The sequence below is a fragment of the Streptomyces sp. NPDC048349 genome (genome assembly GCF_040651925.1).
Classification (GTDB): domain Bacteria; phylum Actinomycetota; class Actinomycetes; order Streptomycetales; family Streptomycetaceae; genus Streptomyces.
Genome location: NZ_JBEZLA010000002.1, coordinates 12518 through 37910, shown reverse-complemented (window position 1 = coordinate 37910; position 25393 = coordinate 12518). Strand labels below are relative to the sequence as shown.

21 protein-coding genes are annotated in these 25393 nt (G+C 71.9%); 12 read left to right on the top strand and 9 right to left on the bottom strand.

Annotation, left to right across the window (positions count from 1 at the left end):
• Positions 1-11: 11 nt before the first annotated feature.
• Positions 12-572, bottom strand: coding sequence for a TetR/AcrR family transcriptional regulator (locus tag AB0D44_RS01855; protein WP_362582949.1), 561 nt, complete (start codon positions 570-572; stop codon positions 12-14).
• 97 nt (positions 573-669) lie between these two features.
• Between AB0D44_RS01855 and AB0D44_RS01850 the strand changes: the two genes are divergently transcribed.
• On the top strand, positions 670-1287 hold the full coding sequence (locus tag AB0D44_RS01850) for a DUF2867 domain-containing protein (RefSeq protein WP_362582946.1): 618 nt from the start codon (positions 670-672) through the stop codon (positions 1285-1287).
• Between the two features lie 139 nt (positions 1288-1426).
• Here the strand turns inward: AB0D44_RS01850 and AB0D44_RS01845 are convergent, their stop codons facing one another.
• Together AB0D44_RS01845 and AB0D44_RS01840 are read right to left on the bottom strand one after the other, a co-directional pair.
• The gene (locus AB0D44_RS01845; RefSeq protein WP_362582943.1) at positions 1427-2824 is read right to left on the bottom strand and encodes an FtsW/RodA/SpoVE family cell cycle protein; all 1398 of its coding nucleotides are present in this window, start codon (positions 2822-2824) and stop codon (positions 1427-1429) included.
• Positions 2812-3465, bottom strand: coding sequence for a hypothetical protein (locus AB0D44_RS01840; protein ID WP_362582940.1), 654 nt, complete (start codon positions 3463-3465; stop codon positions 2812-2814). The genes AB0D44_RS01845 and AB0D44_RS01840 overlap by 13 nt, the downstream gene beginning before the upstream one ends.
• A 256-nt stretch (positions 3466-3721) precedes the next feature.
• On the opposite strand from AB0D44_RS01840, the gene groES reads away from it, so the two are divergent.
• Together groES and groL are read left to right on the top strand one after the other, a co-directional pair.
• On the top strand, positions 3722-4030 hold the full coding sequence (gene groES / locus AB0D44_RS01835; protein ID WP_007265952.1) for a co-chaperone GroES: 309 nt from the start codon (positions 3722-3724) through the stop codon (positions 4028-4030).
• Between the two features lie 136 nt (positions 4031-4166).
• On the top strand, positions 4167-5795 hold the full coding sequence (gene groL / locus AB0D44_RS01830) for a chaperonin GroEL (RefSeq protein ID WP_362582937.1): 1629 nt from the start codon (positions 4167-4169) through the stop codon (positions 5793-5795).
• 130 nt (positions 5796-5925) lie between these two features.
• Here the strand turns inward: groL and AB0D44_RS01825 are convergent, their stop codons facing one another.
• The 3 genes from AB0D44_RS01825 to AB0D44_RS01815 form a co-directional block, all read right to left on the bottom strand.
• Positions 5926-6633 (bottom strand): ester cyclase, encoded by a 708-nt coding sequence (locus tag AB0D44_RS01825; RefSeq protein ID WP_362582934.1) that lies wholly within the window; start codon positions 6631-6633, stop codon positions 5926-5928.
• A gap of 81 nt (positions 6634-6714) precedes the next feature.
• Positions 6715-7488 carry an SDR family oxidoreductase gene (locus AB0D44_RS01820; protein WP_362582932.1) on the bottom strand — a complete coding sequence of 258 codons (774 nt, stop codon included), beginning with the start codon at positions 7486-7488 and terminating at the stop codon, positions 6715-6717.
• Positions 7489-7519: 31 nt separating this feature from the next.
• A complete protein-coding gene (locus AB0D44_RS01815) occupies positions 7520-8206 on the bottom strand; it encodes an MOSC domain-containing protein (protein ID WP_362583398.1) in 687 nt (228 codons plus the stop codon).
• A gap of 88 nt (positions 8207-8294) precedes the next feature.
• On the opposite strand from AB0D44_RS01815, the gene AB0D44_RS01810 reads away from it, so the two are divergent.
• The gene (locus AB0D44_RS01810; RefSeq protein ID WP_362582929.1) at positions 8295-9194 is read left to right on the top strand and encodes a LysR family transcriptional regulator; all 900 of its coding nucleotides are present in this window, start codon (positions 8295-8297) and stop codon (positions 9192-9194) included.
• A 136-nt stretch (positions 9195-9330) separates the two neighbouring features.
• Here AB0D44_RS01810 and AB0D44_RS01805 read toward each other — a convergent pair whose 3' ends face one another.
• Positions 9331-9657: a WhiB family transcriptional regulator gene (locus AB0D44_RS01805; RefSeq protein ID WP_362582926.1), complete on the bottom strand. Its 327-nt coding sequence runs from the start codon at positions 9655-9657 to the stop codon at positions 9331-9333.
• 379 nt (positions 9658-10036) lie between these two features.
• Between AB0D44_RS01805 and AB0D44_RS01800 the strand changes: the two genes are divergently transcribed.
• The 4 genes from AB0D44_RS01800 (at position 10037) to AB0D44_RS01785 (ending at position 14461) form a co-directional block, all read left to right on the top strand.
• On the top strand, positions 10037-10648 hold the full coding sequence (locus AB0D44_RS01800; RefSeq protein WP_003948568.1) for a response regulator transcription factor: 612 nt from the start codon (positions 10037-10039) through the stop codon (positions 10646-10648).
• Between the two features lie 288 nt (positions 10649-10936).
• Positions 10937-11566 carry a sigma-70 family RNA polymerase sigma factor gene (locus AB0D44_RS01795; protein ID WP_266574431.1) on the top strand — a complete coding sequence of 210 codons (630 nt, stop codon included), beginning with the start codon at positions 10937-10939 and terminating at the stop codon, positions 11564-11566.
• A gap of 126 nt (positions 11567-11692) precedes the next feature.
• The gene (guaB, locus tag AB0D44_RS01790; RefSeq protein WP_362582923.1) at positions 11693-13192 is read left to right on the top strand and encodes an IMP dehydrogenase; all 1500 of its coding nucleotides are present in this window, start codon (positions 11693-11695) and stop codon (positions 13190-13192) included.
• Positions 13193-13336: 144 nt separating this feature from the next.
• The gene (locus AB0D44_RS01785; protein WP_362582920.1) at positions 13337-14461 is read left to right on the top strand and encodes a GuaB3 family IMP dehydrogenase-related protein; all 1125 of its coding nucleotides are present in this window, start codon (positions 13337-13339) and stop codon (positions 14459-14461) included.
• A gap of 110 nt (positions 14462-14571) precedes the next feature.
• On the opposite strand, the gene AB0D44_RS01780 is transcribed toward AB0D44_RS01785, so the two are convergent.
• Together AB0D44_RS01780 and AB0D44_RS01775 are read right to left on the bottom strand one after the other, a co-directional pair.
• A complete protein-coding gene (locus tag AB0D44_RS01780; RefSeq protein WP_362582917.1) occupies positions 14572-15048 on the bottom strand; it encodes a hypothetical protein in 477 nt (158 codons plus the stop codon).
• A 117-nt stretch (positions 15049-15165) separates the two neighbouring features.
• Entirely contained in the window at positions 15166-16395 is a 1230-nt protein-coding gene (locus tag AB0D44_RS01775; RefSeq protein WP_362582914.1) for a nucleotide sugar dehydrogenase, read from the bottom strand.
• A gap of 256 nt (positions 16396-16651) precedes the next feature.
• On the opposite strand from AB0D44_RS01775, the gene AB0D44_RS01770 reads away from it, so the two are divergent.
• The 4 genes from AB0D44_RS01770 (at position 16652) to AB0D44_RS01755 (ending at position 25326) form a co-directional block, all read left to right on the top strand.
• Positions 16652-18373: a glycerol-3-phosphate dehydrogenase/oxidase gene (locus AB0D44_RS01770; RefSeq protein ID WP_362582911.1), complete on the top strand. Its 1722-nt coding sequence runs from the start codon at positions 16652-16654 to the stop codon at positions 18371-18373.
• A 176-nt stretch (positions 18374-18549) separates the two neighbouring features.
• On the top strand, positions 18550-21030 hold the full coding sequence (locus tag AB0D44_RS01765; RefSeq protein ID WP_362582909.1) for a protein kinase: 2481 nt from the start codon (positions 18550-18552) through the stop codon (positions 21028-21030).
• Between the two features lie 79 nt (positions 21031-21109).
• Positions 21110-23554: a serine/threonine protein kinase gene (locus tag AB0D44_RS01760; protein WP_362582906.1), complete on the top strand. Its 2445-nt coding sequence runs from the start codon at positions 21110-21112 to the stop codon at positions 23552-23554.
• Positions 23555-23679: 125 nt separating this feature from the next.
• Positions 23680-25326, top strand: a complete 1647-nt coding sequence (locus AB0D44_RS01755; RefSeq protein ID WP_362582904.1) for a serine/threonine-protein kinase — start codon at positions 23680-23682, stop codon at positions 25324-25326.
• The last annotated feature ends 67 nt before the right edge of the window (positions 25327-25393 follow it).

Genomic DNA, 25393 nt, shown 5'->3' with positions numbered 1-25393 from the left:
GACGGGCGCCGCTACCGCAGCAGCCAGCGCTTGGTCAGCTCCATCATCTCGGCCCGGCTGCGACCTCCGTGATCGGCGGCGATGAAGTACTCGCCGATCCGCACGGAGAAGGCGAGCATGCAGCGCACCTCGACGTCGTCCGGGTCGGTGCAGATCGCCCCGAACAACGAGCGCAGGTAGTCCATGCGCCGGTTGTCGACGCGCCGCAGGCGCTGCGCGACGTCCTCGTCGCGCCGGGCCCAGTCGCGGATCGCGAGCTCGGCCGCGACGCCCGTCATCGGCCCCTCGGCGCCGGACGAGGCGATCGCGAACAGCCGCTCCAGCCGGGCCCTGGCCTCTCCGCCGCCGCTCTCGACCTGGTCGATCACCGCCTGGGCGGCCTCGTGCTCCCAGGTGTCGAGCAGCTCGGTCAAGAGCGCGCCCCGGTTGCCGAAGTACCCGTAGAAACCGCCCTTGCTGACGCCGAGGGCCTGCGCGAGCGACTCGATCCTGACGGCCTCGGGACCGCCCGAGGCGAGCGCCCGCAACCCCTCCTCGATCCACTTGCCGCGGGGCGTGCGGGTCGTGCCCATGCTGTGTCTCCGCTCACGTCTCCCCCTGTCTATACGGTGCCGTATAGACAGGTGCTAGCCTGCATCTATACGGCATCGTATAGACAGGAGCTTGTTCATGAGACTCCCCCGGACCGCGCACACCTCCCAGCCCTGGCGGATCCACGAAATCGCCGGCGACTTCCACCTGGAGGACGTGTGGGCGCTCCCGACGCCGGGCGGCCCCGACGACCTCGAGCGGCTCGTGCGCCAGCTCGCGCACGGCAAGGGCGATCCCGTGCCCTCCCCGGTGGGGCGCATGCTCTTCGCGCTCCGCTGGAAGCTCGGCGCACTGCTCGGCCTGGACAAGCCCACCACCGGCATCGGCGGCCGGGTGCCGACGCTGCGGGACCGCCTGCCGGCGGACCTCCGCGAAGGTCCCCGCGGGCCGGACCTCGACTCGGTCCCGTTCACCTCCGTCTACCAGACGCGGGACGAGTGGGCGGCGGAGATGGCCAACAGGACCGTGCACGGCGTGATGCACATCGGCTGGGTCCCGGACGGCTCCGGCGGCTACCGCGGCCAGATGGCCGTCCTGGTGAAACCGAACGGACCGCTCGGCGCCGCGTACATGGCGGCCATCAAGCCCTTCCGGTACCTCGGCGTCTACCCGGCACTGATCCGAGGGATCGCCCGCGAATGGCAGGCCGGCTCCCCGGCCACGGGCAGCCCCGGCAGCCCCGGCAGCAAGGCCTGAACGGCCATCAGGGCAGCGCCTTCGCACGGCGCGACCTTCGCACGGCGCGACCTTCGCACGGCGCCCCCGCCCGCCGGCCACCCGTGCTGCGCATGTCACCGGCTGACTCCGGGCCCACCCCGGGCCAAGGCCGAGCCCCCTACACCCCCGACACCACCGGCGTGATCGTCGTTTCCACCGGGCCCCGGGCGTCCGCCTGGCGTTGGCGTTCCGCGCTGTCGCTGATGCGGAGCAGCAGGGCGATCATGATCCAGTTGGCCAGGAGGGACGAGCCGCCCTTGGCCAGGAACGGCAGGGCCTTGCCCGTCAGGGGGATCAGGCCGGTGACGCCGCCCGCGACCACGAAGACCTGGAGGGCCAGCGCCGAGGCGAGGCCCACCGCCAGCAGTTTGCCGAAGGGGTCGCGGGCGCCGAGTGCCATCCGCAGCCCTCGCTGCACGAGGAGCGCGTACAGGATCAGGACCGCCATGACCCCGGCCAGGCCGAGCTCCTCGCCGACCGTCGTCAGGATGAAGTCGCTGCGGCCCGCGAACTTGATCAGCTCCGGGTGGCCCATGCCGAGACCCGTTCCGGAGATGCCGCCCGTGCCGAAGCTGAACAGCGCCTGCGCCGACTGGTCCGAGGTGATCCCCGGGGGAGGGGTGTCCCAGTAGACGGAGAGTGGATTCAGCCAGGCCGCCACGCGCGCCTTGACGTGCGGTTCCGTCGAGCCCACGGCGAAGGCGCCCACCGCCGCCATGAACAGGCCGCACACGATCCAGCTGGTGCGCTCGGTGGCCACGTACAGCATCACCACGAAGACGCCGAAGAAGATCAGCGACGTACCCAGGTCGCGTTCGAAGACCAGCACCAGCATCGAGACGATCCACACCGTGATGATCGGTCCCAGCTGGCGCATGGGCGGCAGCCGCATGCCGAGGAACGTGCGGCCGGCCAGGGCCAGCGAGTCCCGGTGGACGACGAGGTAGCCCGCGAAGAAGATCGCAATCATGATCTTCACGAATTCGCCGGGCTGGAGCGAGAACCCGAAGAGGATGATCCACCGCTTGGCGCCGTACGTGTCCGCCCCGAAGAACGCCGGGGCGATCAGCAGCACCAGCGCGACGGCCATCGTGAGGTAGATGAACCGCTGCAGCAGCCGGTGGTCGCGCAGCAGCGCCACCACCAGGAGGCAGGCGGCGACCCCGACCACCGTCCACATCAGCTGGCCCGGAGCGTTCGCGTCCGAGTTGTACCGCTCGATGTACCCCTGGTCGAGGCGGTGGATCAGCACCAGCCCCAGCCCGGTCAGCAGCATGGCCAACGGGAAGACCAGCGGGTCGGCGTACGCCGCGAACCGGCGGATGCCCAGGTGCCCGACCAGCGACAGCAGCGTCATGCTGATCGTGAAGCCGGTGAGGTTGGGTGGCAGCTCGCCGTTCATGGCGAGGCCGGCGTTGGCGTGGCCGAAAACGGCGAGGGCGACGACGAAGACGAGCAGCAGCGCCTCGGTGCGGCGGCGCGAGCCCGCCGTCGTCAGGGGTTTCAGTCCACGCACGGGATGCCGCCACCGTCCGTGGAGCCGGGCCCGGCCGTGAGGGCGGACGACGCGGACGACCCGGAGGGTGCGAAAGGTCCTGCCGCCGGCGACGGTGGGGGAGATGAAGGGGAAGCAGCGCCTGGTGCGCTCGGGCTCGGAGGGGCCTTCGGCCCGATCTGCTCGGCAATGAGGCGCTTTATCTTCATATCGTCTATGACGTTGATGTCCTCCCCGTGGTTCCTCGCGCCCTTCCTCCCCCGACGCAGCGCCCACACGGGAAGGGCGAGCGAGAGCGCCCCCACCGCCCCCGGCCCTAGCCACACGAGGACGCCCGGCCGGACGGCCGTGCCGGAGGACGGCCCGAGGACGAAGGCGGTCGTGGGTCCGTCCGGCCGGGTGTCGAAGGCGGTATCGACCTCGACCCGGGGGATCGCGAACGATCCGTCGCCCGCCGCGAAGGAGCCCTCGCACATCCAGTGCAGGTCCCCGTCCGAGTCCCGCTCCTCCGTACACCGGGTGGCACTGAAGGCGCCCTCGACCCCGGCCGCCTGGGCCGCGAGCCGCGGCACGGCGTTCGACAGCATGTAGGTACCGGCCACGAGGCCGACCGCGATCGGGACGGCGTACCGCCACCGCACGCCGGAGTTCGTCCTGGTCATGACCGGAGGGTAAGGAGATCGAACGTCCGTGCGCCGGGATTTCGCCGGTTCCGGGAGCCGGTCCGCGCAACGCCCACCGTCGATAATTGGCACTCCGCTTGACCGAGTGCTAATCGCCGGAATAGTCTCGCACCTGGCACTCGCCCCCGGTGAGTGCCAACACAGCGACAGGCAGGTCCGGCACCCGCGACGACGGATCGACCTGGTCGCCACCTCAGACAGTTAACCCCGGATCTCCGAAGGGGGAGGTCGGATCGTGACGACCGCCAGCTCCAAGGTTGCCATCAAGCCGCTTGAGGACCGCATTGTGGTCCAGCCGCTCGACGCCGAGCAGACCACGGCCTCCGGCCTGGTCATCCCGGACACCGCGAAGGAGAAGCCCCAGGAGGGCGTCGTCCTCGCCGTGGGCCCGGGCCGGTTCGAGGACGGCCAGCGTCTCCCGCTGGACGTCAACGTCGGCGACATCGTGCTGTACAGCAAGTACGGCGGCACCGAAGTGAAGTACAGCGGCGAGGAGTACCTCGTCCTCTCGGCCCGCGACGTGCTCGCGATCGTCGAGAAGTAATTCGCTTCCAGTTTTGATTTGAGCTGCGCCCCTGGTCACCCTGCTGATGCCGGGCGGCGAGGGGCGTAGTTCGTTCTAGGCGGTGGAGGTCGCGGTGAGCGGCCGAGGATCGCAACGAGAGGACTGAACCGCTCCCATGCCGAAGATCCTGAAGTTCGACGAGGACGCCCGTCGCGCCCTCGAGCGCGGCGTCAACAAGCTTGCCGACACGGTGAAGGTGACGATCGGTCCCAAGGGCCGCAACGTCGTCATCGACAAGAAGTTCGGCGCCCCCACCATCACCAACGACGGTGTCACCATCGCCCGCGAGGTCGAGCTGGACGACCCGTACGAGAACCTGGGCGCGCAGCTCGTGAAGGAGGTGGCGACCAAGACCAACGACATCGCGGGTGACGGCACCACCACCGCCACCGTGCTGGCCCAGGCGCTGGTCCGCGAGGGTCTGCGCAACGTCGCCGCGGGTGCGTCCCCGGCCGCCCTGAAGAAGGGCATCGACGCCGCGGTCAAGGCCGTGTCCGAGGACCTCCTCGCGACCGCCCGCCCCATCGAGGACAAGTCTGACATCGCCGCCGTGGCCGCGCTCTCCGCGCAGGACCAGCAGGTCGGCGAGCTCATCGCCGAGGCGATGGACAAGGTCGGCAAGGACGGTGTCATCACCGTCGAGGAGTCCAACGCCTTCGGCCTGGAGCTGGAGTTCACCGAGGGCATGGCCTTCGACAAGGGCTACCTCTCGCCGTACATGGTCTCCGACCAGGAGCGCATGGAGGCCGTCCTCGACGACCCGTACATCCTGATCAACCAGGGCAAGATCTCCTCCATCCAGGACCTCCTGCCGCTGCTCGAGAAGGTCATCCAGGCCGGCGCCTCGAAGCCGCTGCTGATCATCGCCGAGGACGTCGAGGGCGAGGCGCTCTCCACCCTCGTCGTCAACAAGATCCGCGGCACCTTCAACGCGGTGGCCGTCAAGGCCCCCGGCTTCGGTGACCGCCGCAAGGCGATGCTGCAGGACATGGCCACCCTCACCGGTGCCACCGTCATCGCCGAGGAGGTCGGCCTCAAGCTCGACCAGGCCGGTCTGGACGTCCTGGGCACCGCCCGCCGCGTCACGATCTCCAAGGACGACACGACCATCGTCGACGGTGGCGGCAGCCACGAGGACGTTCTCGGCCGCGTCAACCAGATCAAGGCCGAGATCGAGGCCACGGACTCCGACTGGGACCGCGAGAAGCTGCAGGAGCGTCTGGCGAAGCTCGCCGGCGGCGTCTGCGTCATCAAGGTCGGCGCCGCCACCGAGGTGGAGCTCAAGGAGAAGAAGCACCGCCTCGAGGACGCCATCTCGGCGACCCGCGCCGCGGTCGAGGAGGGCATCGTCTCCGGCGGTGGCTCCGCGCTCGTCCACGCCGTCAAGGTCCTCGAGGGCAACCTCGGCCTGTCGGGCGACGAGGCCACCGGTGTCGCGGTCGTGCGCCGCGCCGCCGTCGAGCCGCTGCGCTGGATCGCCGAGAACGCCGGCCTCGAGGGCTACGTCATCACCTCGAAGGTCGCCGAGCTCGACAAGGGCCAGGGCTTCAACGCCGCCACCGGCGAGTACGGCGACCTGGTCAAGGCCGGCGTCATCGACCCGGTGAAGGTCACCCGCTCCGCGCTGGAGAACGCCGCCTCCATCGCCTCCCTGCTGCTCACGACCGAGACCCTGGTCGTCGAGAAGCCGGCCGAGGAAGAGGCCGACGCGGGCCACGGCCACGGTCACGGTCACAGCCACTGACGCTGTCGCCGCATGTGTGAAGGCCCCCGTCCCACCGCTTCGTACGGTGGGACGGGGGCCTTCGCGTGGGTCGCCTTCGCGTGGGTCGCCTTCGCGTGGGCGCCTTCCGCGCGGGTCGTGAGGAGCGCGGTCAGGCCGGCATGCCCTCCATGAGGCCCAACTGCCGCATCACGCTCAAGATGTCGTAATGCCACCAGCCCTCGGCGATCATTCCGTCCTTGCAGCGGAACGTCGTCGAGCCGGTCGCGCTGACCTTCTTGCCGGTCGGGGCGAGGCCCATGAACTCCCCTGTGTGCGTTGCGTTCCAGGTCCACAGGGTGGTGACGAAGTCGCCTTCGGCGATCTGCTGGTTCTTGGTGAAGGACATCTCGAAAGCGGACCGCCACATGTCGAGGTCCGCCATCAGGGCGTCGATCCCCTGGGCGTTGGTGTCGGCCTTGACCATGTCGTGGTCGGCGTAGTCGGAGGCGAAGATCTCCTCGGCGACGGAGCGGTCCCCCGACATGGCCAGCTCGTCGAACATGCGGGCCGCGAGCATCTTGTTGAGGTGCTCGTCCCGTACGACGTCCAGGTTGGTGAAGCTGGGCATCCCCTCACAGAGGGCCACCATCTCCTGGAACATCTTGTCCGTCTCCGGGAGCTGAGAGTTCTTCATGGCCTCTTCGTACGAGGGGAATTCGACCACGTCCACGTAGTGGTTCTCGTTCTCGCGGTCCTTGCCCACGATGCTGTGGGTGACAGTGCGCTTGCCCTGGCTCTGCGAGACGTACCGGTCCAGCAGCTGAGTGAGGTCGTCCTGCCGACTGGTCTTGTAATCGATTATCTGTACGAATGTCATGACGGTCTCCCGGACTCGAAGGGGCATGTCCATTTTAGGAAGATTTCGCCCAATAGGTTGGTCTACCCGTGAGTACGAGGACTACTGGGGACCGTACTTGCGGCCCGTACGTGAGGACATCCCGCCCAGCAGCCCGCGCGGCGTCAGCTTCACCACGCCCATCAGCGCCTTGTACCGCGGGTCGGGGATCGACACCGTCTTGCCCCGCGCCAGGTCCGCCAGGGCCGCGGCCACCAGCTTGTCGGCGTCGAGCCACATCCACCCCGGGATGTTGTCCGTGCCCATGCCGGCCCGCTGGTGGAACTCCGTCCGTACGAAGCCGGGGCACAGCGCCATCAGCCGTACCCCGGACCCCGACAGGTCACGCGCCGCGCCCTGCGTGAACTGCACGACCCAGGCCTTGCTCGCCCCGTAGGTGCCGCGCGGTACGAACGCCGCCACCGAGGCCACGTTGATCACGCCGCCGCGGCCGCGCGAGCGCATCGACCCGGTGGCCGCCGAGGTCAGCCGCAGCACCGCCTCGACGTGCACCTTCAGCATGGTCAGCTCGTCGGCCATGGAGACCTCGAGGTAGCGGCCCTTGTTGCCGAAGCCGGCGTTGTTGACCAGCAGGTCCACCGGGTGGGTGCGGTCGTCGAGGCGGCGCTCGACCGCCGCGATGCCCTCCTCGGTGGAGAGGTCTGCGGCCAGCACCTCGGCCTCGATGCCGTGCCGGTCGTGGAGTTCGGTGGCCTGCTCGCCGAGCCGCTTGGTGTCGCGAGCCACCAGCACCAGACTGTGCCCCTGGGCGGCGAGCCGCCGGGCGAAGGCGGCGCCGATGCCCGCCGTGGATCCTGTAATCAACGCAGTCGTCATAGGCGCAACCTAGTGCTCCCGGACGGCGGCCCTACCTCGCCCCGGCCCCGGCCCCGTACTTCTCCACGTACTGGCGCACCCGCTCGTGGGCCTCCGGCTCCATCGCCGCGCCCGCGGCCCGGGTGCGCGGCAGCAGGGTGCGCTCGGTGGTGAAGGCGCGGAACCACAACTCCACCGTCACGTCGTGGTCCGGACGGTGGGTGATCTCGATGGTGTCGCCCGGCCTGACGGAGCCCTCCTCGATCACCCGCAGGTACGCGCCCGGCCGTGCCTCCCGGGTGAACCGCTTGACCCAGGCGCTCTCGCCCAGGGCCCCCTGGAAGGTCCGGCACGGAATGCGGGCCGAGGCCACCTCGAGCACCAGGTCCGCACCGACGCGCCAGCGGTCGCCGAGGCGGGCGGTGTTGAGGTCGATGCCGGAGGTGGTGAAGTTCTCGCCGAAGGCGCCGGCGGGCAGCTCGCGGCCCAGCTCGCGCTCCCACAGGTCCAGGTCCTCGCGCGCGTACGCGTAGACGGCCTGGTGGTCTCCGCCGTGGTGGCGGCGGTCGCAGACGGCGTCACCCTCCAGGCCGCTGCCCGGACCGGTGGCCCTGGGGCCGGGGGCGAAGACGCGGACCGGTCCGGGGACCGGGCGCTTGCCGTGGCCGGTCATGCCCCCTTCGGCGTCGGTGTAGTCGACGGCCGTGGCGCGGCCGAGGTTCACGGAGATCAGTTGCATCGGGCCCATGCAGTCAAATTAGCCGAGCGACCCCAAAGCGTCACGGGGGTATTCGCGCAGCGGCCAAAGCGGGGCTTATGCTCGAGAAATGATCGAGGCACGTCATCTCCGGGTACTGCGCGCCGTCGCCGGGACGGGGTCCTTCTCCGCCGCCGCCCGCGAGCTCGGCTGCACCCAGCCCGCCGTCTCGCAGCAGATGAAGGCGCTGGAGCAGTCGGCCGGCACTCCGCTGCTCATCCGCACCGGCCGCGAGATGCGGCTGACCCAGGCCGGCGCCGCCCTGGTCCGGCATGCCTCGGGCATCCTGTCCGGGCTGACCGCCGCCGAGGAAGAGGTGGCGGCCATCGCCGGGCTGCGCGCGGGCCGGGTCCGGCTGGTGTCCTTCCCCAGCGGCAGTTCCACCCTGGTGCCGACCGCGCTCGCGGCGATGCGCGCCGAGCACCCGGGGACCCGGATCTCCCTGGTCGAGGCCGAACCGCCGCGCTCGGTGGAGATGCTGCGCGAGGGGGAGGGCGACCTCGCGCTGGCCTTCCGCTACGGCGGGGCGGCCGGATCGGCGGCGGAATGGGAGGACCTGGTGGTGCGCCCGCTGCTGACCGACCGCCTCGTCGGGCTGGTTCCCGAGGGCCACCGGCTGGCCGGGGCCGAACGCGTGGGCATGGCGGAGCTCGCCGACGAACCGTGGATCGCGGGCTGTCCGCGCTGCCGCCGCCATCTGGTGGAGGTGTGCGAGAGCGCGGGCTTCACCCCGCGGATCGACTTCGCGACCGACGACTACCCGGCGGTCGTCGGCCTGGTGGGCGCGGGGCTGGGCGTCGCGGTGCTGCCACAGCTCGCCGTGGAGTCCGTACGGGCCAAGGGCGTCAGCACGGTGGCCGTGGAGCCGGCCGTGGAGCGGGAGGTCGTGGCGCTGACCCTGCCCGACCTGGCCCGGGTGCCGGCCGTGGCCGCGACGCTGGCCGAGCTGGAGCGGGCCGCCACGCGCTGACCCTCCGTGTCTGGCGGGTACGTACGGCCGAACGCGTGACGTTTCGCCCCGGGCTGCGACACGCCCGGTGGCCGTGGCGGGTCGAGTGAACCCACAGGAATCGCAGAAACGTTCCTTCGGGCGTGTGTTCTCCGGATCAGTGGGGCGGGATCGGTCCGATCGCACTGGACGCCGGGATCAGGCGGTGGCGCGCGCGGCCCATCAGTTCCTCTCGCTCGTCCTCCGTGAGGCCTCCCCACACTCCGTAGGGCTCGCGGACGGCGAGCGCGTGCGCGGCACATTCCGCGCGGACCGGGCATCGCATGCAGACCTCTTTAGCCGAGGCCTCGCGCGCGCTCCTGGCCGCGCCCCGCTCACCTTCCGGGTGGAAGAAGAGGGAGCTGTCGACCCCGCGGCAGGCAGCGAGGAGCTGCCAGTCCCAGAGGTCGGCGTTCGGGCCGGGGAGGCGGGAGAAATCTGCCATGGGTAGTCCTCTTGGTGCCGGTACTGAGGCGGATAGGGTCCATGTCTCCACACCTACTGTCGTAGTAGATGTAAATATGACTCATTGGGAATCTAGCCTCAGACATGTGCCAAACGGAAGGAAAGCCGCCAAATAGGGCATAGCTCCACATGGAGGACAGTTGCCTTGTGGCGTCCGTGTCGTGTTCGCTTCCTCACGTAGAGTTGCGAAGGTGTCCGTCCGACCCGTAACTCTTTCGAGTGACCATCGTTGAGAGTGCGAAGGCGGTTGAACCCATAAGTTCTCGGACAGGTGTCCGGGGACATCGACCGCACAGGTGACGATACGTACCAGCCTGGAGGCTCAAGGTGACGCGCATCAGCAGCTGCGGAGGGCGGTCATGACATCCGTCCTCGTCTGCGACGACTCCCCGCTTGCCCGAGAGGCGCTCCGTCGCGCGGTTGCCACCGTGCCCGGCGTCGAGCGTGTGACGACGGCTGCCAACGGCGAGGAAGTCCTCCGCCGCTGGGGTGCCGACCGCTCCGACCTCATTCTGATGGATGTACGGATGCCCGGGCTGGGCGGTGTGGAGACGGTGCGCCGGCTGCTCTCGGCCGACCCCGGCGCCCGCATCATCATGCTCACGGTCGCCGAGGACCTGGACGGCGTGGCCCTCGCGGTCGCCGCCGGAGCCCGGGGCTACCTGCACAAGGACGCCTCGCGCGCCGAACTGCGGGCCACGGTCACCCAGGCGCTCGCCGACCCGACCTGGCGGCTGGCCCCGCGCCGGCTCCGCTCGGCCGAGATGGGCGCCGCGCCCACGCTCACCGCGCGCGAGATCCAGGTGCTGGAGGGCATGAGCCACGGCCGGTCCAACGCGGAGATCGGGCGCGAGCTCTTCCTCTCCGAGGACACGGTCAAGACGCACGCCCGCAGGCTGTTCAAGAAGCTCGGCGCCTCGGACCGGGCGCACGCCGTCGCGCTCGGCTTCCGCTGGGGCCTGGTCCGCTGACCCACGGGTCACGGCCCGGTCCGACGACCGTGAGCCCCGTCGTACCCGGTGCGCACCCGGGGATTGGCGGGGCACAATCCGGGGGACGTGTCGCTTCGTGCGCGATGCCGCATCCTTGAGGGTGTGCCGCATTCTTGGAAATGTGGGGTCCTCGTCCTCGGGGACCATTCGGCCGAGCGGGAGGGGAGGGTGCAGACCATGAGTTCCGGCGCACCCGCTCATAACGCTTCGACGCACGAAACCGGCCGTGGTGCCGCGGAACCTCCGGCGCCAAGGCACCATGGATTGATGCGCGACGACGAGGCCCTGGGGTCCCCCGCGGCCACAGGCCCGACCGGCGCCGCCAAAGGCGGCAGTGCCGGGGCCGTCAGCGCGCTCGTACGCAGGGCGGTGGAGGGCGACGAGCAGGCCACGCACGACCTGCTCGCCTTCGTTCACCCGCTCGCGATCCGCTACTGCCGCACCCGGCTCTCGCGGCTCCCGGGTGACGCCCGCCACTTCGTGGAGGACCTGGCGCAGGAGGTCTGCGTCGCCGTCCTGATGGCCCTGCCGCGCTACCGGGACACCGGGCGGCCCTTCGAGGCCTTCGTCTTCGCCATCGCCGCGCACAAGGTCGCCGACCTGCAGCGGGCCGCCATGAGGCACCCCGGCAGCACGGCGGTCCCGTCCGACGAGATGCCGGAGCGCCCCGACGACTCGCTCGGCCCCGAGGAGCGGGCGCTGCTCAGCAGCGACGCGGCCTGGGCCAAGAAGCTCCTGGCCAACCTGCCGGAGAACCAGCGCGAGCTCCTCGTCCTGCGGGTGGCCGTCGGGCTGACCGCCGAGGAGACCGGGCAGATGCTCGGGATGTCGCCGGGAGCCGTGCGGGTGGCCCAGCACCGCGCCCTCAGCCGGCTGCGCGCCCTCGCCGAGCAGTAGGAACCCTCCGGCGGATCGTCGTAGGAAGCGACGAAACTTTCGATCGGCCTTGCTCGTGGAATGAGACGCTGCGGGATCCCGTTAGCATGGACATCCGCGCTGAGCAAGACCATTTGGGAAGGTGTCATGACTGCCGACGGAGTGCCCGACAAATTCGCCACGCTCGGACTGACCTACGACGACGTGCTGCTGCTGCCGGGCGCGTCGGACATGGCCCCGGACGAGATCGACACCTCCTCCCTCATCTCGCGCAACGTCCGGGTGAACGTTCCGCTGCTGTCCGCCGCCATGGACAAGGTCACCGAGGCCCGCATGGCCATCGCGATGGCCCGCCAGGGCGGCGTCGGCGTACTGCACCGCAACCTCTCCATCGCCGACCAGGCCAACCAGGTCGACCTGGTCAAGCGCTCCGAGTCCGGCATGGTCACCGACCCGATCACGGTGCACCCGGACGCGACCCTGCGCGAGGCCGACGAGCTGTGCGCGAAGTTCCGCATCTCCGGCGTCCCGGTCACCGACGCGGCGGGCAAGCTCCTCGGCATCGTCACCAACCGCGACATGGCCTTCGAGTCGGACCGCAGCCGCCAGGTGCGCGAGGTCATGACCCCGATGCCGCTGGTCACGGGCAAGGTCGGCATCTCCGGCGTCGACGCCATGGAGCTGCTGCGCCGCCACAAGATCGAGAAGCTTCCGCTGGTCGACGACGCGGGCATCCTCAAGGGCCTCATCACGGTCAAGGACTTCGTCAAGGCCGAGAAGTACCCGAACGCCGCCAAGGACAAGGACGGCCGCCTGCTGGTCGGCGCTGCCGTCGGCGTCGCCGGTGACGCGTACGACCGCGCCCAGGCGCTGATCGAGGCGGGCGCCGACTTCATCGTCGTCGACACCGCCCACGGCCACTCCCGCCTGGTCGGCGACATGGTCGCCAAGATCAAGTCGAACTCCTCCGTCGACGTCATCGGCGGCAACGTCGCCACCCGCGACGGCGCCCAGGCGCTGATCGACGCCGGCTGCGACGGCATCAAGGTCGGCGTCGGCCCCGGCTCCATCTGCACCACCCGCGTCGTGGCCGGCATCGGCGTCCCGCAGGTCACCGCGATCTACGAGGCCTCGCTCGCCGCGAAGGCCGCGGGCGTCCCGGTCATCGGCGACGGCGGCCTCCAGTACTCCGGCGACATCGCGAAGGCCCTGGTCGCGGGCGCCGACACGGTGATGCTCGGCTCGCTGCTCGCGGGCTGTGAGGAGTCCCCGGGCGAGCTGCTCTTCATCAACGGCAAGCAGTTCAAGTCCTACCGTGGCATGGGCTCGCTCGGCGCCATGCAGTCCCGCGGCGACCGCAAGTCCTTCTCCAAGGACCGCTACTTCCAGGAGGGCGTGGGCGGCGACGACAAGCTCATCCCCGAGGGCATCGAGGGCCAGGTGCCCTACCGCGGTCCGCTCTCCGCAGTCGTGCACCAGCTCGTCGGCGGCCTGCGCCAGTCGATGTTCTACGTCGGCGGCCGCACGGTCCCCGAGCTGCAGGACCGCGGCCGCTTCGTCCGGATCACCTCGGCGGGCCTCAAGGAGAGCCACCCGCACGACATCCAGATGACGGTGGAAGCGCCGAACTACTCCCGCAAGGGCTGAAGAGCGTGAGGTGAGGGGGCGGGTCCGGCCGGGCCCGCCCCCTTCGCCGTGCCCGCGCACCCGTCCGTACAGCGGTCACCGGAACGCGGGCCCCCGGGGTTCGGGGATACTGGACGGGCAGACCCAGAGGAAAGGCCACCACACGTGACTGAGATCGAGATCGGGCGCGGCAAGCGCGGCCGCAGGGCGTACGCGTTCGACGACATCGCCATCGTCCCGAGCCGGCGTACCCGGGACCCGAAGGAGGTCTCGATCGCCTGGCAGATCGACGCGTACCGCTTCGAGCTCCCCTTCCTGGCCGCCCCCATGGACTCGGTCGTCTCCCCCCAGACCGCGATCCGCATCGGCGAGCTCGGCGGCCTCGGCGTGCTGAACCTCGAAGGCCTGTGGACCCGGTACGAGGACCCGCAGCCGCTGCTCGACGAGATCACGGAGCTGGACGAGCAGGCCGCGACCCGCCGCCTCCAGGAGATCTACTCCGCCCCCATCCAGGCCGACCTGATCCGGCAGCGCATCAAGGAGGTGCGCGACTCGGGCGTCGTCACCGCCGCCGCGCTGTCCCCGCAGCGCACCGCCGAGTTCTCCAAGGCCGTCGTGGACGCGGGCGTGGACATCTTCGTGATCCGCGGCACCACCGTCTCCGCGGAGCACGTCTCCGGCGCCGCCGAGCCGCTGAACCTCAAGCAGTTCATCTACGAGCTCGACGTCCCGGTCATCGTGGGCGGCTGCGCCACCTACACCGCGGCCCTGCACCTGATGCGCACCGGCGCCGCGGGCGTCCTGGTGGGCTTCGGCGGCGGCGCCGCGCACACCACGCGCAACGTGCTCGGCATCCAGGTCCCGATGGCGACCGCCGTCGCGGACGTGGCCGCGGCCCGCCGCGACTACATGGACGAGTCCGGCGGCCGCTACGTGCACGTCATCGCCGACGGCGGCGTGGGCTGGTCGGGCGACATCCCGAAGGCCGTCGCCTGCGGCGCCGACGCCGTGATGATGGGGTCCCCGCTGGCCCGCGCCACGGACGCGCCGGGCAAGGGCAACCACTGGGGCATGGAGGCCGTCCACGAGGACGTGCCGCGCGGCAAGAAGGTGGACCTGGGCACGGTCGGCACCACCGAGGAGATCCTCACCGGCCCGTCGCACACCCCGGACGGCTCGATGAACATCTTCGGCGCGCTGCGCCGCTCGATGGCCACCACCGGTTACAGCGAGCTCAAGGAGTTCCAGCGGGTCGAGGTCACGGTCGCGGACTCGCAGCACAGCCGCTGACACCGCTGACCGGCGCCGATCGGTGCCGGTCAGCGCTGCCGTACGCAATGCCGGAGGGCCGGCACCCCCGAGCGGGGTGCCGGCCCTCCGGCGTACGCGGCGCTGCGGGGTCAGTCGCTGACCTTCTTGGCCGAGCCGAAGGCGACGAAGCCGCCGATCGCGAGGAAGACGAAGGACATGGCGTCCATGCTCTCCTTCCAGACGTCGTTGAGGCCGCTGACGCCCGCCTGGCTGAGGACCTCGCCCACGCCGACGTTGCCGTAGTCGGCCAGGACGAGCGCGATGAAGAACAGCTGGCCGAGGTAGACGGCGCCGAGCGAGAGGACGGCGGCGATCACGGGCAGGACCGGGTTGCGGCCGCCGATCTTGCCGGCCGCGAGGCCGACGAGCAGGCCGACACCGGCCGCGGCGTAGCCGACCTCGCGGTCGATGGCGTTCATGATGCCGCCGTACGCGCCGGCGGCGACCAGGGCCGCGACGACGGCGGCGACGATGCCCAGACCGAAGTTGCCGGTGCGGGCCGGAGCCGGGGCGGCCGGGGCCTCGGTGAAGGAGTCGGGCGCCGGCGGCTGGAAGTTCTGGCTCATTGGGAAATCCCCCCCAGGGATTCGGGCATGCGAACGCCCGGAGGGCGTAAGTGCGAGATAAGTGACGCCGCAGGCTAGCAGGCCCGGGCGGCATCCGTGAGGGGGAATTTCCCGGGATCAGAGCCGGTGGGCTGCGCCCGCCGGGCTGGCGCCGCGGGTGTCCAGGAGCAACTGCGCCTTTACCGCGAGGCCTTGCAGGTCATAGGTGCGGTGGTGCTGGAGCAGGATCGTCAGGTCCGCGTTCGCGGCGGCCTCGTACAGGGATTCGGCCCGGGGGACCGGCTGGTCCCTCACCCGCCAGCCCGTGATGTACGGGTCGTGGTAGCTGACCAGCGCGCCCAGGTCGAGGAGGCGGCTGGCGATCTCGCGCGCCGGGGAGCCCTCCTGGTCGGCGAGGTCGGGCTTGTAGGTGACGCCGAGGAGCAGGACGCGGGCGCCGCGGGCGGACTTGCCGTGCTCGTTCAGCAGGGTGGCGGAGCGCTGGATGACGTAGTGCGGCATCCGGTTGTTGATCTCCTGCGCCAGGCCGACCATGCGCAGGGGGTGGCCGGGGGTGCGGGTGGTGTGGGGGAGGTAGTTGGGGTCGAGGGGGACGCCGTGGCCGCCGACCCCCGGGCCGGGACGGAACGCCTGGAAGCCGTACGGCTTGGTCTCGGCGCAGCGGATGACGTCCCACAGGTCGACGCCGAGGTCGTGGCAGAGCACCGCCATCTCGTTCATGAGGGCGATGTTGACGTGCCGGTAGTTGGTCTCCAGCAGCTGTACGGTCTCGGCCTCGCGCAGGCCGCGGGCGCGGACCACCTTCTCGGTGAGGCGGGCGTAGAAGGCGTGCGCGGACTCCGTACAGGCGGGGGTGAGGCCGCCGATCACCTTGGGGGTGTTGGAGATGCCGTGCGTGCGGTTGCCGGGGTCGAGGCGGCTGGGGGAGTAGGCCAGGTGGAAGTCCCGGCCGGCCCGGAGCCCGGAGCCCTCCTCGAGGACCGGGCGCAGGTAGTCCTCGGTGACGCCGGGGTGGACGGCGGATTCGAGGATCACGGTGGTGTGCGGGCGCAGCCGGGCGGCGAGGGCGCGGCCGGCCTCCCCGATGGCGGACAGGTCCAGTGCACGGTCGGCGCCGAGCTGGGTGGGGGCGCAGATGACGGCCGTACGGACCCGGCCGAGCTCGGCGGGGTTGGTGGTGACCCGGAAGCCGGCCGCCGACATGCGGCGGATCTCGGCGGCGGTGAGGGTGGAGTCCGTGACCGGACCGCTGTCGTAGCCGACCGTCTCGATCCCTGCGGCGACGGCCGCCTGGGCGAGGGGGAGGCCGAGATGGCCGAGTCCGATGACGGCGAGGTCTGCGGGCATGGGGGTGCCGTCCCTTCCCTGACATGAGGGGGATGCGCGCGCAAGCCCTGTGGACGGGGAAACCCCGGAGGAAGCTGGCGCAATGTCAGACTAGGCGTATATATGACAGATATGTCGCATTCTGGGGTGGTGGTCGCCGTTGTGTTGTCCACAGGCGGTGGCTGATGTGGGTCCGGACGGTCAGAATCATGAAGCGGGGATGTGAGCGGGATCACCCGCACGACGCGGGCAACCCCCGCACCAACGGGAGGCAGCCGTGAGGACAGCGACACTGGGACCGGCGCAGCGCGCCGAGGCCCTCGCCCGGATGGCCGAGCGGGAGCTGGACGTACTGGTCGTGGGCGCGGGCGTGGTGGGTGCCGGCACCGCGCTCGACGCGGCGACCAGAGGCCTGTCCACGGGCCTGGTGGAGGCGCGCGACTGGGCGTCGGGCACCTCCAGCAGGTCGAGCAAGCTCATCCACGGCGGCCTGCGGTACCTGGAAATGCTCGACTTCGCCCTGGTGCGGGAGGCGCTGAAGGAGCGCGGGCTGCTCCTGGAGCGCCTCGCGCCTCACCTGGTGAAGCCGGTGCCGTTCCTCTACCCCTTGCAGCACAAGGGCTGGGAGCGGTGGTACGCGGGCTCGGGCGTGGCGCTGTACGACGCGATGTCGGTCTCCAGCGGGCACGGCCGGGGACTGCCGGTGCACCGCCACCTCTCGCGCAAGCGCGCGCTGCGGGTGGCCCCGGCGCTGCGCAAGGACGCGCTGGTGGGCGCCCTGCAGTACTACGACGCCCAGATGGACGACGCGCGGTACGTGGCCACGCTGGTGCGGACGGCCTCCGCGTACGGGACGCACTGCGCCAACCGGGCGAGGGTGGTGGGTTTCCTGCGCGAGGGCGAACGGGTGGTCGGCGCGCGGGTCCGGGATGTGGAGAGCGGGCGGCGGGGAGGTGCCGGGGAGTACGAGATCCGCGCGAAGCAGATCGTGAACGCGACCGGGGTGTGGACGGACGACACCCAGGCGCTGATCGGGGAGCGCGGGCAGTTCCACGTACGGGCGTCGAAGGGCATCCACCTCGTCGTGCCGAAGGACAGGATCCACTCGAGCACCGGGCTGATCCTGCGGACCGAGAAATCCGTGCTGTTCGTCATCCCGTGGGGGCGGCACTGGATCGTGGGAACCACGGACACCGACTGGGACCTGGACAAGGCGCACCCGGCGGCCTCGAGCGCGGACATCGACTACCTGCTGGAGCACGTGAACTCGGTCCTGGCGGTGCCTTTGACGCGGGACGACGTCCAGGGCGTGTACGCGGGCCTGCGGCCGCTGCTGGCCGGCGAGTCGGACGCGACGAGCAAGCTGTCGCGCGAGCACACGGTGGCGCACCCGGTGCCGGGGCTCGTGGTGGTGGCGGGCGGCAAGTACACGACGTACCGGGTCATGGCGAAGGACGCGGTCGACGAGGCGGTGCACGGGCTGGACCAGCGGGTGGCCGAATGCGTGACGGAGGACGTGCCGCTGGTGGGCGCGGAGGGCTACCGGGCGCTGTGGAACGGGCGGGCGAGGATGGCGGCCCGGACGGGGCTTCACGTGGTGCGGGTGGAGCACCTGTTGAACCGGTACGGCTCGCTCACGGAGGAGCTGCTGGACCTGATCGCCGCCGATCCGGGGCTGCGCGAGCCGGTGGCGGGGGCGGAGGACTACCTGCGGGCGGAGATCGTGTACGCCGCCTCGCACGAAGGGGCCCGGCACCTGGACGACGTGCTCACGCGGCGGACGCGGATCTCGATCGAGACCTTCGACCGGGGGACGCGGTCGGCGCGCGAGTGCGCGGAGTTGATGGCGCCGGTGCTGGGGTGGGACAAACAGCAGATCGAGAAGGAAGTGGAGCACTACGAGAAGCGGGTCCAGGCGGAGCGGGAGTCGCAGCGCCAGCCGGACGACCAGACGGCGGACGCGGCGCGGCTGGGGGCGCCCGACATCGTTCCGTTGTAACTCCGGGATGCGGAGGGGGGAACCGCGGACCCGGGGCGCCCGTCCGTTGCGGAGTGAGGAACAATGAAGGTTCTGCCGGGGCGGGTTACGCGGACCCCGGACGCCGGGTCGCTCGGCCGCCGGGTTGGCCGGTCGCCGGGGCAGGCGGAGCAGCGGCACGATCGCAGAGGGGACGCATGTCGAAGCCGGAGCACGAGGCGCCTGCGGCCAAGCCCGAAGACGTGGGGGCTGCGGCTCCGGCTGCGTCAGCCGAGGCGGCGCCCGCCGAAGGTGCGAAGCCTGCGGCGCAGGCGGAGTCCGAGTCCGGGGGCGCCGAGTCGGCGGCTGCGGCCGCGCCCGAGGACACGAAGCCCCGGGCCGGCGCAGAGCCTGAGGATGCGAAGCCTGCGGGGACCGAGGCCGGGCCTGAGGGCGCGAAGCCGAGTCTGGCCAAGGCCGGCTCTGAGGGCGCGAAGCCGAGTTTGGCCAAGGCCGATCCTGAGGGTGCGAAGCCTGCGGGGGCCAAGGCGGCCAAGGCTGAGCCTGACGATGCGAAGCCCAAGGTGGTCAAGGTCGGGCCTGACGGTGTGAAGCCCGGGCTGGACGAGGCGCGGGCCGAGGACGCGAAGGCCGGAGGCGGCAAGGCCGAGGCGGCGAAGCCCGTCAACCCCGTGGTGGAGAAGGCGGATGCGGTGGCCGCCGAGGTCAAGGCCAGGGCCGAGGCCGCCAAGTCCGCCGGAGGCGGCCAGGACAAGGGCCGGCTGCTCGCGGGCCGGTACCGGCTGGGCGCCGTGCTCGGCAAGGGCGGCATGGGTACCGTCTGGCGCGCCCAGGACGAGACCCTCGGCCGGACGGTCGCCGTCAAGGAGCTCCGGTTCGGCAGCGGCGTCGACGAGGACGAGAAGCGACGCCTCATCACCCGTACCCTCCGCGAGGCCAAGGCCATCGCCCGGATCCGCAGCGGTGGAGCGGTCACCGTCTACGACGTGGTCGACGAGGACGCCCGCCCGTGGATCGTCATGGAGCTCATCGAGGGCCCCTCCCTCGCCGAGTTCATCCGGGAGAACGGCGCCCTCACCCCGCGCCGCGCCGCCGAGGTCGGCCTCGCCGTGCTCGACGTGCTGCGCGCCGCGCACGGCCAGGGCATCCTGCACCGTGACGTGAAGCCGTCCAACGTGCTCATCGCCGCCAACGGCCGCGTCGTCCTCACCGATTTCGGCATCGCGCAGGTCGAGGGCGACCCCTCCGTCACCTCCACCGGCATGCTCGTCGGCGCCCCCTCCTACATCTCCCCCGAGCGTGCCCGCGGTTACAAGCCCGGCCCGCCCGCCGACATGTGGTCGCTCGGCGGCCTGCTGTACGCCGCCGTCGAGGGCGTGCCCCCGTACGACAAGGGCTCCGCCCTCGCCACCCTCACCGCGGTGATGACCGAGCCGGTGGACCCGCCCAAGAACGCCGGCCCGCTGACCGACGTCATCTACGGTCTGCTCGCCAAGGACCCGGCACAGCGCCTGGACGACGTCCGCGCGCGGGCGATGCTGACCGCGGTCATCAACGCCCCCGACCCCGCGCCCGTCCCGGTGCCGACTCCGGCCGCCGAGGAGACCCGCCAGATAGCGCTCGCGGACGCCAAGGCGGCCGCCGAGAAGGCCGCCGCGGAGAAGGCGGCCGAGAAGGCGGCGAAGAAGGAGCGCGAACGCAAGGAGCGCGAGCAGCGCGAACGCGCCCGCGCCGCCCTGAAGTCGGCGCGCAAGGCAGCGGCCGCCGCATCGGCCGCGTCCGCCGCCACGGCTGCCGAGGCGCCGGCGGACAAGCCCGGTTCCGCTCCCAAGCCCCCGGCCAGGAAGGCCGCCCCCGTGGCGGCCCCGCTCACCGACGTCATGCCCCGCCGCACCATCGCCCTCGCGATAGCCGCCGTGGTCGTGGTGCTCGCGGCGGTCGGCTCGCTCATCGCCTACGCCGTCGGCGGCGACGACGCCGACGGCCGCAAGGACGAGGGCAAGGGCGGCAAGGGCAACCCCTCCGCGTCCGCGAGCCCGTCGGGCGGCGCCGCGCAGAGCCCCCAGCCCCCGGCCAAGTCCGGTGAGCCGGGCGGCGGGACGGGGAACGGCAACGCCACCCCCGGCGGCCAGGGCCAGCAGACCCCGGGCACTGCCCAGGGCCAGGGCCAGGGCCAAGGCCAGGGGCAGGGCGCACAGCCCGGCGGCGGGGGCGGCGGACTCCCGGCGGGGTACGCCATGGTGACGGACCCCGGGTTCCACTTCTCGATGGCGATGCCCCAGGGCTTCCGTCAGACGGGCATAGCGGGCGAGAACTCCGGCGGGATATACAGCCGTGACGGCGGCTTCCCGCGGATCCAGGTCGACTACAACTCGAGCCCGGGCGACGACGCGCGGCTGGCCTGGGCCCAGTTGGCGCCCGCCGTGGCGGGCAGCAGCAAGGGGTACCGGCTGATCGGGATCAACCCGACGAGCTACCGGAACTACCCCACCGTCGCCGACTGGGAGTTCGAGCGGGAGCAGAGCGGCGTCCGGGTCCGGGTGCTCAACCGGGGCTTCAAGGTGGACGCGACGCACGGCTACGCCATCATGATCAGCTGCGCCGCGGACCAGTGGGACGGCCCCGAGTGCTCCCAGATGCGCACCACCGCCTTCGAGACCTTCCAGCCGCTCGGCTGACCTCGGGACGCGGGCGGCCCCGGAGACGTATCGTGTCAGCGGGGCCGCGGGGGCGCCCCCAGCACTCGGGGGAGGCGATGTGGAGGACTACGCGGGCCGGATCCTGGCCCACCGCTACCGTCTGCCGCTGCCGCCGACGGACGAGTACGAGCTGGTGGAGACCCGGGCCTTCGACACCCGCAGCGGCCAGGAAGTCCTGGTCCGGCAGGTTCCGTTGCCGGAGGTCGTGGACGCCGAGCTGCTGGACGGCCGCCGTGCCGTCCCGGCGGCCGGGCACCGCGCACCGGGCGATCTGCCGGCCGTGCGGCGTGCGATCGAGGCGGCGCAGGCCGCGGCCGCCGTTCCCGACCACCCCCGGCTCGACCAGGTCTTCGACGTGTTCGCCGAGGGCGGGTCGCTGTGGATAGTGAGCGAACTGGTCCCGGCCAGGCCGCTGGCGGCGCTGATCGCCGATGAACCGCTGAGCCCCTACCGGGCGGCGGAAGTGGCCTCGGACGTCCTGACCGCCCTGCGGGCGCTGCACGCGCACGGCTGGACCCACCGCAACATCACCGTACGGACGGTGCTGGTCTGCGACGACGGGCGGGTCGTGCTGACCGGCCTGGCGGCGGGCGCGGCGGAGGAGGCCCTGTGCGGCTACGACCCCGTCCCGGTCGCGGACGCGTCCGGAACCGACGCGGGATGGGGCGCGGCCCCGTCCCAGGCCCCGGCCGGCGGGGCTGGCGGCACGGATCCCCCGGGCCCCCCGGAGGGACAGCTCGACGCCGGCCGCGGACCCGGTCCCGGGGGCCGGCCCCGCGCCCCCGAGGCCGGGTACGCGCCGCTGGTGGCTCCCGGGTACGACACCGGGCCGCGGTACACCGATCACATCACCCCCGGGCGCCCCGAGGACCGGCCCGAGCTCAAGGCGGCCGCGCGGGCCGGGGCCATCGCCGCGTACCGGGCCGGGGCACGGGCGGCCGCCGCCAAGGTCGGCGAGCAGCGCGGGGCCGACCCCGTCGTCGTGCCCGAGCCCAGGCCGCAGGGGTCGACCGTCCCTCAGGAGTACGCGTACCCGTACGGCGGCCCGCAGACCGGCACCGGCGCGCCCTGGCACGGCGCGACCCCCCGCCGCCCGGCGCTCACCCCTCCCGAGCCGGAGCCCGCCCGGGACTCCGACGCGCAGTCGGCACCGGCAGGGGAGGCGGCTCGGGCAGCGCAGGCGCCGCCGCAGCCCCCCGTGCTGCCCGCCCAGCTCGCGCTGCCGCAGGGCTACCGTCAGGCCGAGGCCCCGGACAGGGCGCCGGCCGCCCCGACCCCGCCACCCCCGCAGGCAGGCGCGGGAAGCGGGACGGGCTGGGCCGGTCCGCGCAGCGGCCTGGACGCCGAGCGGGCGCGCCAGACGCGGATGGCGGTCGTCGGCGCGGTCACCGAGCGGTGGGCGCCCGAGCAGGCCCGCCCCGTGACCGGCCCCTGGCAGCTGGCGGCCCCCGTCGGCCCCGCCACCGACCTCTGGGCGCTCGGCGCGCTGCTGTACCGGGCCGTGCAGGGGCACGCCCCGTACCCCGAGGAGTCCGTCGCCGAGCTCGTCGAGATGGTCTGCGCCGAGCCCCCCGCCTTCGCCGAGGAGTGCGGCGCGCTCCGCCCCGTCGTCGAATCGCTGCTGCGTCAGGACCCCACCGAGCGCCCGGACTTCGAGGAGCTCCGCGGCTGGCTGCGCTCGCTCGTACGGTCCGCCCCCGAGCCCGACGCGGGCTTCGCCATGCTCCCGATGCCCGATCCGGACCCCGCGCGGCTGCCCGTCGTACGCCGTCGCGGCGACCTGCACGGGCGGCACCGCAATCCCTCAGCCCCCCGGCGGCCGCGCGCCCTCGGCCGGACCCTGCTCCTCGGCATCCTCGTCCTGCTCGCCGGGGCCGTGGCGTACGCGCTGCTGTTCATGCCGCGGTCCGCCGCCCCCGAGGGTCCGGGCGGAACCGCGCAGACCCCGCCCCGGCAGAGCCCGTCGCAGGTCCCCACCGCGACCCCCGAGTCCAAGCCGGCGCCCCAGACGACCACCCCGCCCCCCACCGCGACGGCTCCGGCCGCGCCCGCCCCGGCCGGCTACACCACCCAGCAGGACCCGGAGCACTTCGAGATCGTGGTGCCGGAGGGCTGGGAGCGCCGCGGCATCAACGAGGCGGGCCAGGTGCGCTACACCGGCGGTCAGTTCACGTTGACCGTGGTCCCCGGCCGGGACAAGGTCGAGGGCAATCCGGACCCGGCGGCGTACCAGAAGGACAAGGAGCAGGAGCTGACGCCCTACCGCACCTCCACCTGGTCCACCGTCGGCGACGTCAAGACCACCAAGGTCGGCCAGCAACTGCGCGCCACGGGCCGCTACACGTGGATCGACGGGACGGGCCGCAACGTCTTCGCCCGCAATTTCGTCGTCGCGCTCGGCGGCAGCTACCACGTGGTCATGGTCACCGGCCCGGAGGACGAGCAGGCGAAGGTGACCGAGGTCTTCGAAAAGGCCACGACGAGTTACAAGTCGGGCGGATGAAGGGTGCCTGACGGGCGGTCAGTACGGCGATTGCGTCACAGTGCGGGCTTTCCGCGGCCGGGCGGTTCCGACAGCGCCCGTGGGCTCCGTAATCTGGCCTGAAGTGCAGAGAGCGGCGGGGTTTTGTGGAACAGCAGACAGGTGGGGGCGCCGTGCTGGCGGGCCGGTACCGGCTCATCGAGCCGATCGGCCGCGGCGGCATGGGCAAGGTGTGGCGCGCGCATGACGAGCTGCTCCACAGGACCGTCGCCGTCAAGGAACTGACGGCCGGTCTGTACGTCGCCCAGGCCGACCGGGACGTCATGCACGCCCGGACGCAGAAGGAGGCCCGGGCCGCGGCCCGGATCCAGCATCCGGCGGTCGTCACGGTCCACGACGTGCTCGAACACGACGCCCGGCCGTGGATCGTCATGGAGTACATCGACGGTCCCTCCCTGGCGGACGCGGCCAAGGCCGCCGGGCGCATCGAGCCCCGCGAGGCGGCCAGGATCGGGCTGCACGTGCTGGGTGCGCTGCGCGCCGCGCACGCGGTGGGCGTACTGCACCGGGACGTGAAGCCGGGCAACGTCCTGCTGGCGAAGGACGGCCGGGTGCTGCTGACGGACTTCGGGATCGCGGCGATCGAGGGGGACTCCTCCATCACCCGCACCGGCGAGATCGTCGGCTCCATCGACTACCTGGCCCCCGAGCGGGTCACCGGCGGGACCCCGGGCACGGCCTCCGACCTGTGGTCGCTGGGCGCCACCCTCTACACGGCGGTGGAGGCCCGTTCCCCGTTCCGCCGCACCTCGCCCATCTCGAGCCTCCAGGCCGTGGTCAACGACGATCCGCCGGCCCTGAAGCAGTCCGGAGCGCTGGGGCCGGTCATCACGGCCCTGCTGCAGAAGGATCCGGCGGACCGGCCCACGGCCGTGGAGGCCGAGCGGATGCTGCTGGAGGCGATGGAGGGCCGGGCGCCGAAGGCGGCGCAGGCGTACGTGCCCACGCGGGCGGTGACCTCTCGGGAGCTCGCCCCGGCGCAGGAAGCGCCGCAGGAGGAACCGCAGGCACCGGCCGCACCCGCGGACACCGCCCGGACGGCCCCGCTGCCGGAGCCCCCGGCGCCCGCGCCGGCCTCCGCCGCCGACCGGCCGGGGGGTGGCTGGACCAAGCGCGCCGCGGCCGTGGCCCTGGTGGCGGCGCTGATCGGCGGTGGCGGTGTGTTCGGGGTCCTCACGTACACGGGCGGCTGGGGTGGGGGCGGCTCGGACAAGAACGCGAGCGCCCCCGACCAGCAGGACCAGGGTTCCAAGTCGCAGAAGTCCCAGGCCGCCCCGCCGGCCGGCTGGACCAAGGTCACCGACCCGGAGGGGTTCACCCTGTTCGTGCCGGACGGCTGGAGGCGGGAGGCGAACGGGACCCAGATCGACTACACCCCCGACAACGGCAACCACTTCATCCGCATCGCCATCGACCCGACCCCGGACTACGAGAACCCGTACATGCACCTGCTCGACCTGGAGAAGCAGGTGCGCAAGCGGGCGGAGTACAAGCGGCTGCGGCTGGAGCAGAACAGCTTCCGGGACACCACCCGGGGCGCTCTGTGGGACTTCACCTGGACCGAGAAGGGGACGCTGGCCGGTCCCCGGCGGGCCAAGGAGCAGATGTACGTCGCCCCGGACGGCACGGAGTACGCGGTGTACATGTCGAGCCCCGCCGCCGAGTGGGACACGACGCGGCAGCAGTTCGACATCGTGCTCAGCGGCTGGGAGCCGCCCGCCGCGAAGCCCTGATCCCGTCATCCTGCCAGCGATCACTGGCGGAAATGGCAAAATCCGGTTACCCACGGGTACCCAAAGC

Bases quoted from the DNA above. Each gene is read 5' to 3' on its own strand.
- groL (WP_362582937.1), top strand. From the start codon at position 4,167: ATGCCGAAGATCCTGAAGTTCGACGAGGACGCCCGTCGCGCCCTCGAG.
- AB0D44_RS01840 (WP_362582940.1), bottom strand. From the start codon at position 3,465: ATGACCAGGACGAACTCCGGCGTGCGGTGGCGGTACGCCGTCCCGATC.
- AB0D44_RS01795 (WP_266574431.1), top strand. From the start codon at position 10,937: ATGCGCGACGACGAGGCCCTGGGGTCCCCCGCGGCCACAGGCCCGACC.
- AB0D44_RS01780 (WP_362582917.1), bottom strand. From the start codon at position 15,048: ATGAGCCAGAACTTCCAGCCGCCGGCGCCCGACTCCTTCACCGAGGCC.
- AB0D44_RS01810 (WP_362582929.1), top strand. From the start codon at position 8,295: ATGATCGAGGCACGTCATCTCCGGGTACTGCGCGCCGTCGCCGGGACG.
- AB0D44_RS01820 (WP_362582932.1), bottom strand. From the start codon at position 7,488: ATGACGACTGCGTTGATTACAGGATCCACGGCGGGCATCGGCGCCGCC.
- AB0D44_RS01800 (WP_003948568.1), top strand. From the start codon at position 10,037: ATGACATCCGTCCTCGTCTGCGACGACTCCCCGCTTGCCCGAGAGGCG.
- AB0D44_RS01815 (WP_362583398.1), bottom strand. From the start codon at position 8,206: ATGCAACTGATCTCCGTGAACCTCGGCCGCGCCACGGCCGTCGACTAC.
- AB0D44_RS01825 (WP_362582934.1), bottom strand. From the start codon at position 6,633: ATGACATTCGTACAGATAATCGATTACAAGACCAGTCGGCAGGACGAC.
- AB0D44_RS01855 (WP_362582949.1), bottom strand. From the start codon at position 572: ATGGGCACGACCCGCACGCCCCGCGGCAAGTGGATCGAGGAGGGGTTG.
- AB0D44_RS01775 (WP_362582914.1), bottom strand. From the start codon at position 16,395: ATGCCCGCAGACCTCGCCGTCATCGGACTCGGCCATCTCGGCCTCCCC.
- AB0D44_RS01805 (WP_362582926.1), bottom strand. From the start codon at position 9,657: ATGGCAGATTTCTCCCGCCTCCCCGGCCCGAACGCCGACCTCTGGGAC.
- AB0D44_RS01850 (WP_362582946.1), top strand. From the start codon at position 670: ATGAGACTCCCCCGGACCGCGCACACCTCCCAGCCCTGGCGGATCCAC.
- guaB (WP_362582923.1), top strand. From the start codon at position 11,693: ATGACTGCCGACGGAGTGCCCGACAAATTCGCCACGCTCGGACTGACC.
- AB0D44_RS01765 (WP_362582909.1), top strand. From the start codon at position 18,550: ATGTCGAAGCCGGAGCACGAGGCGCCTGCGGCCAAGCCCGAAGACGTG.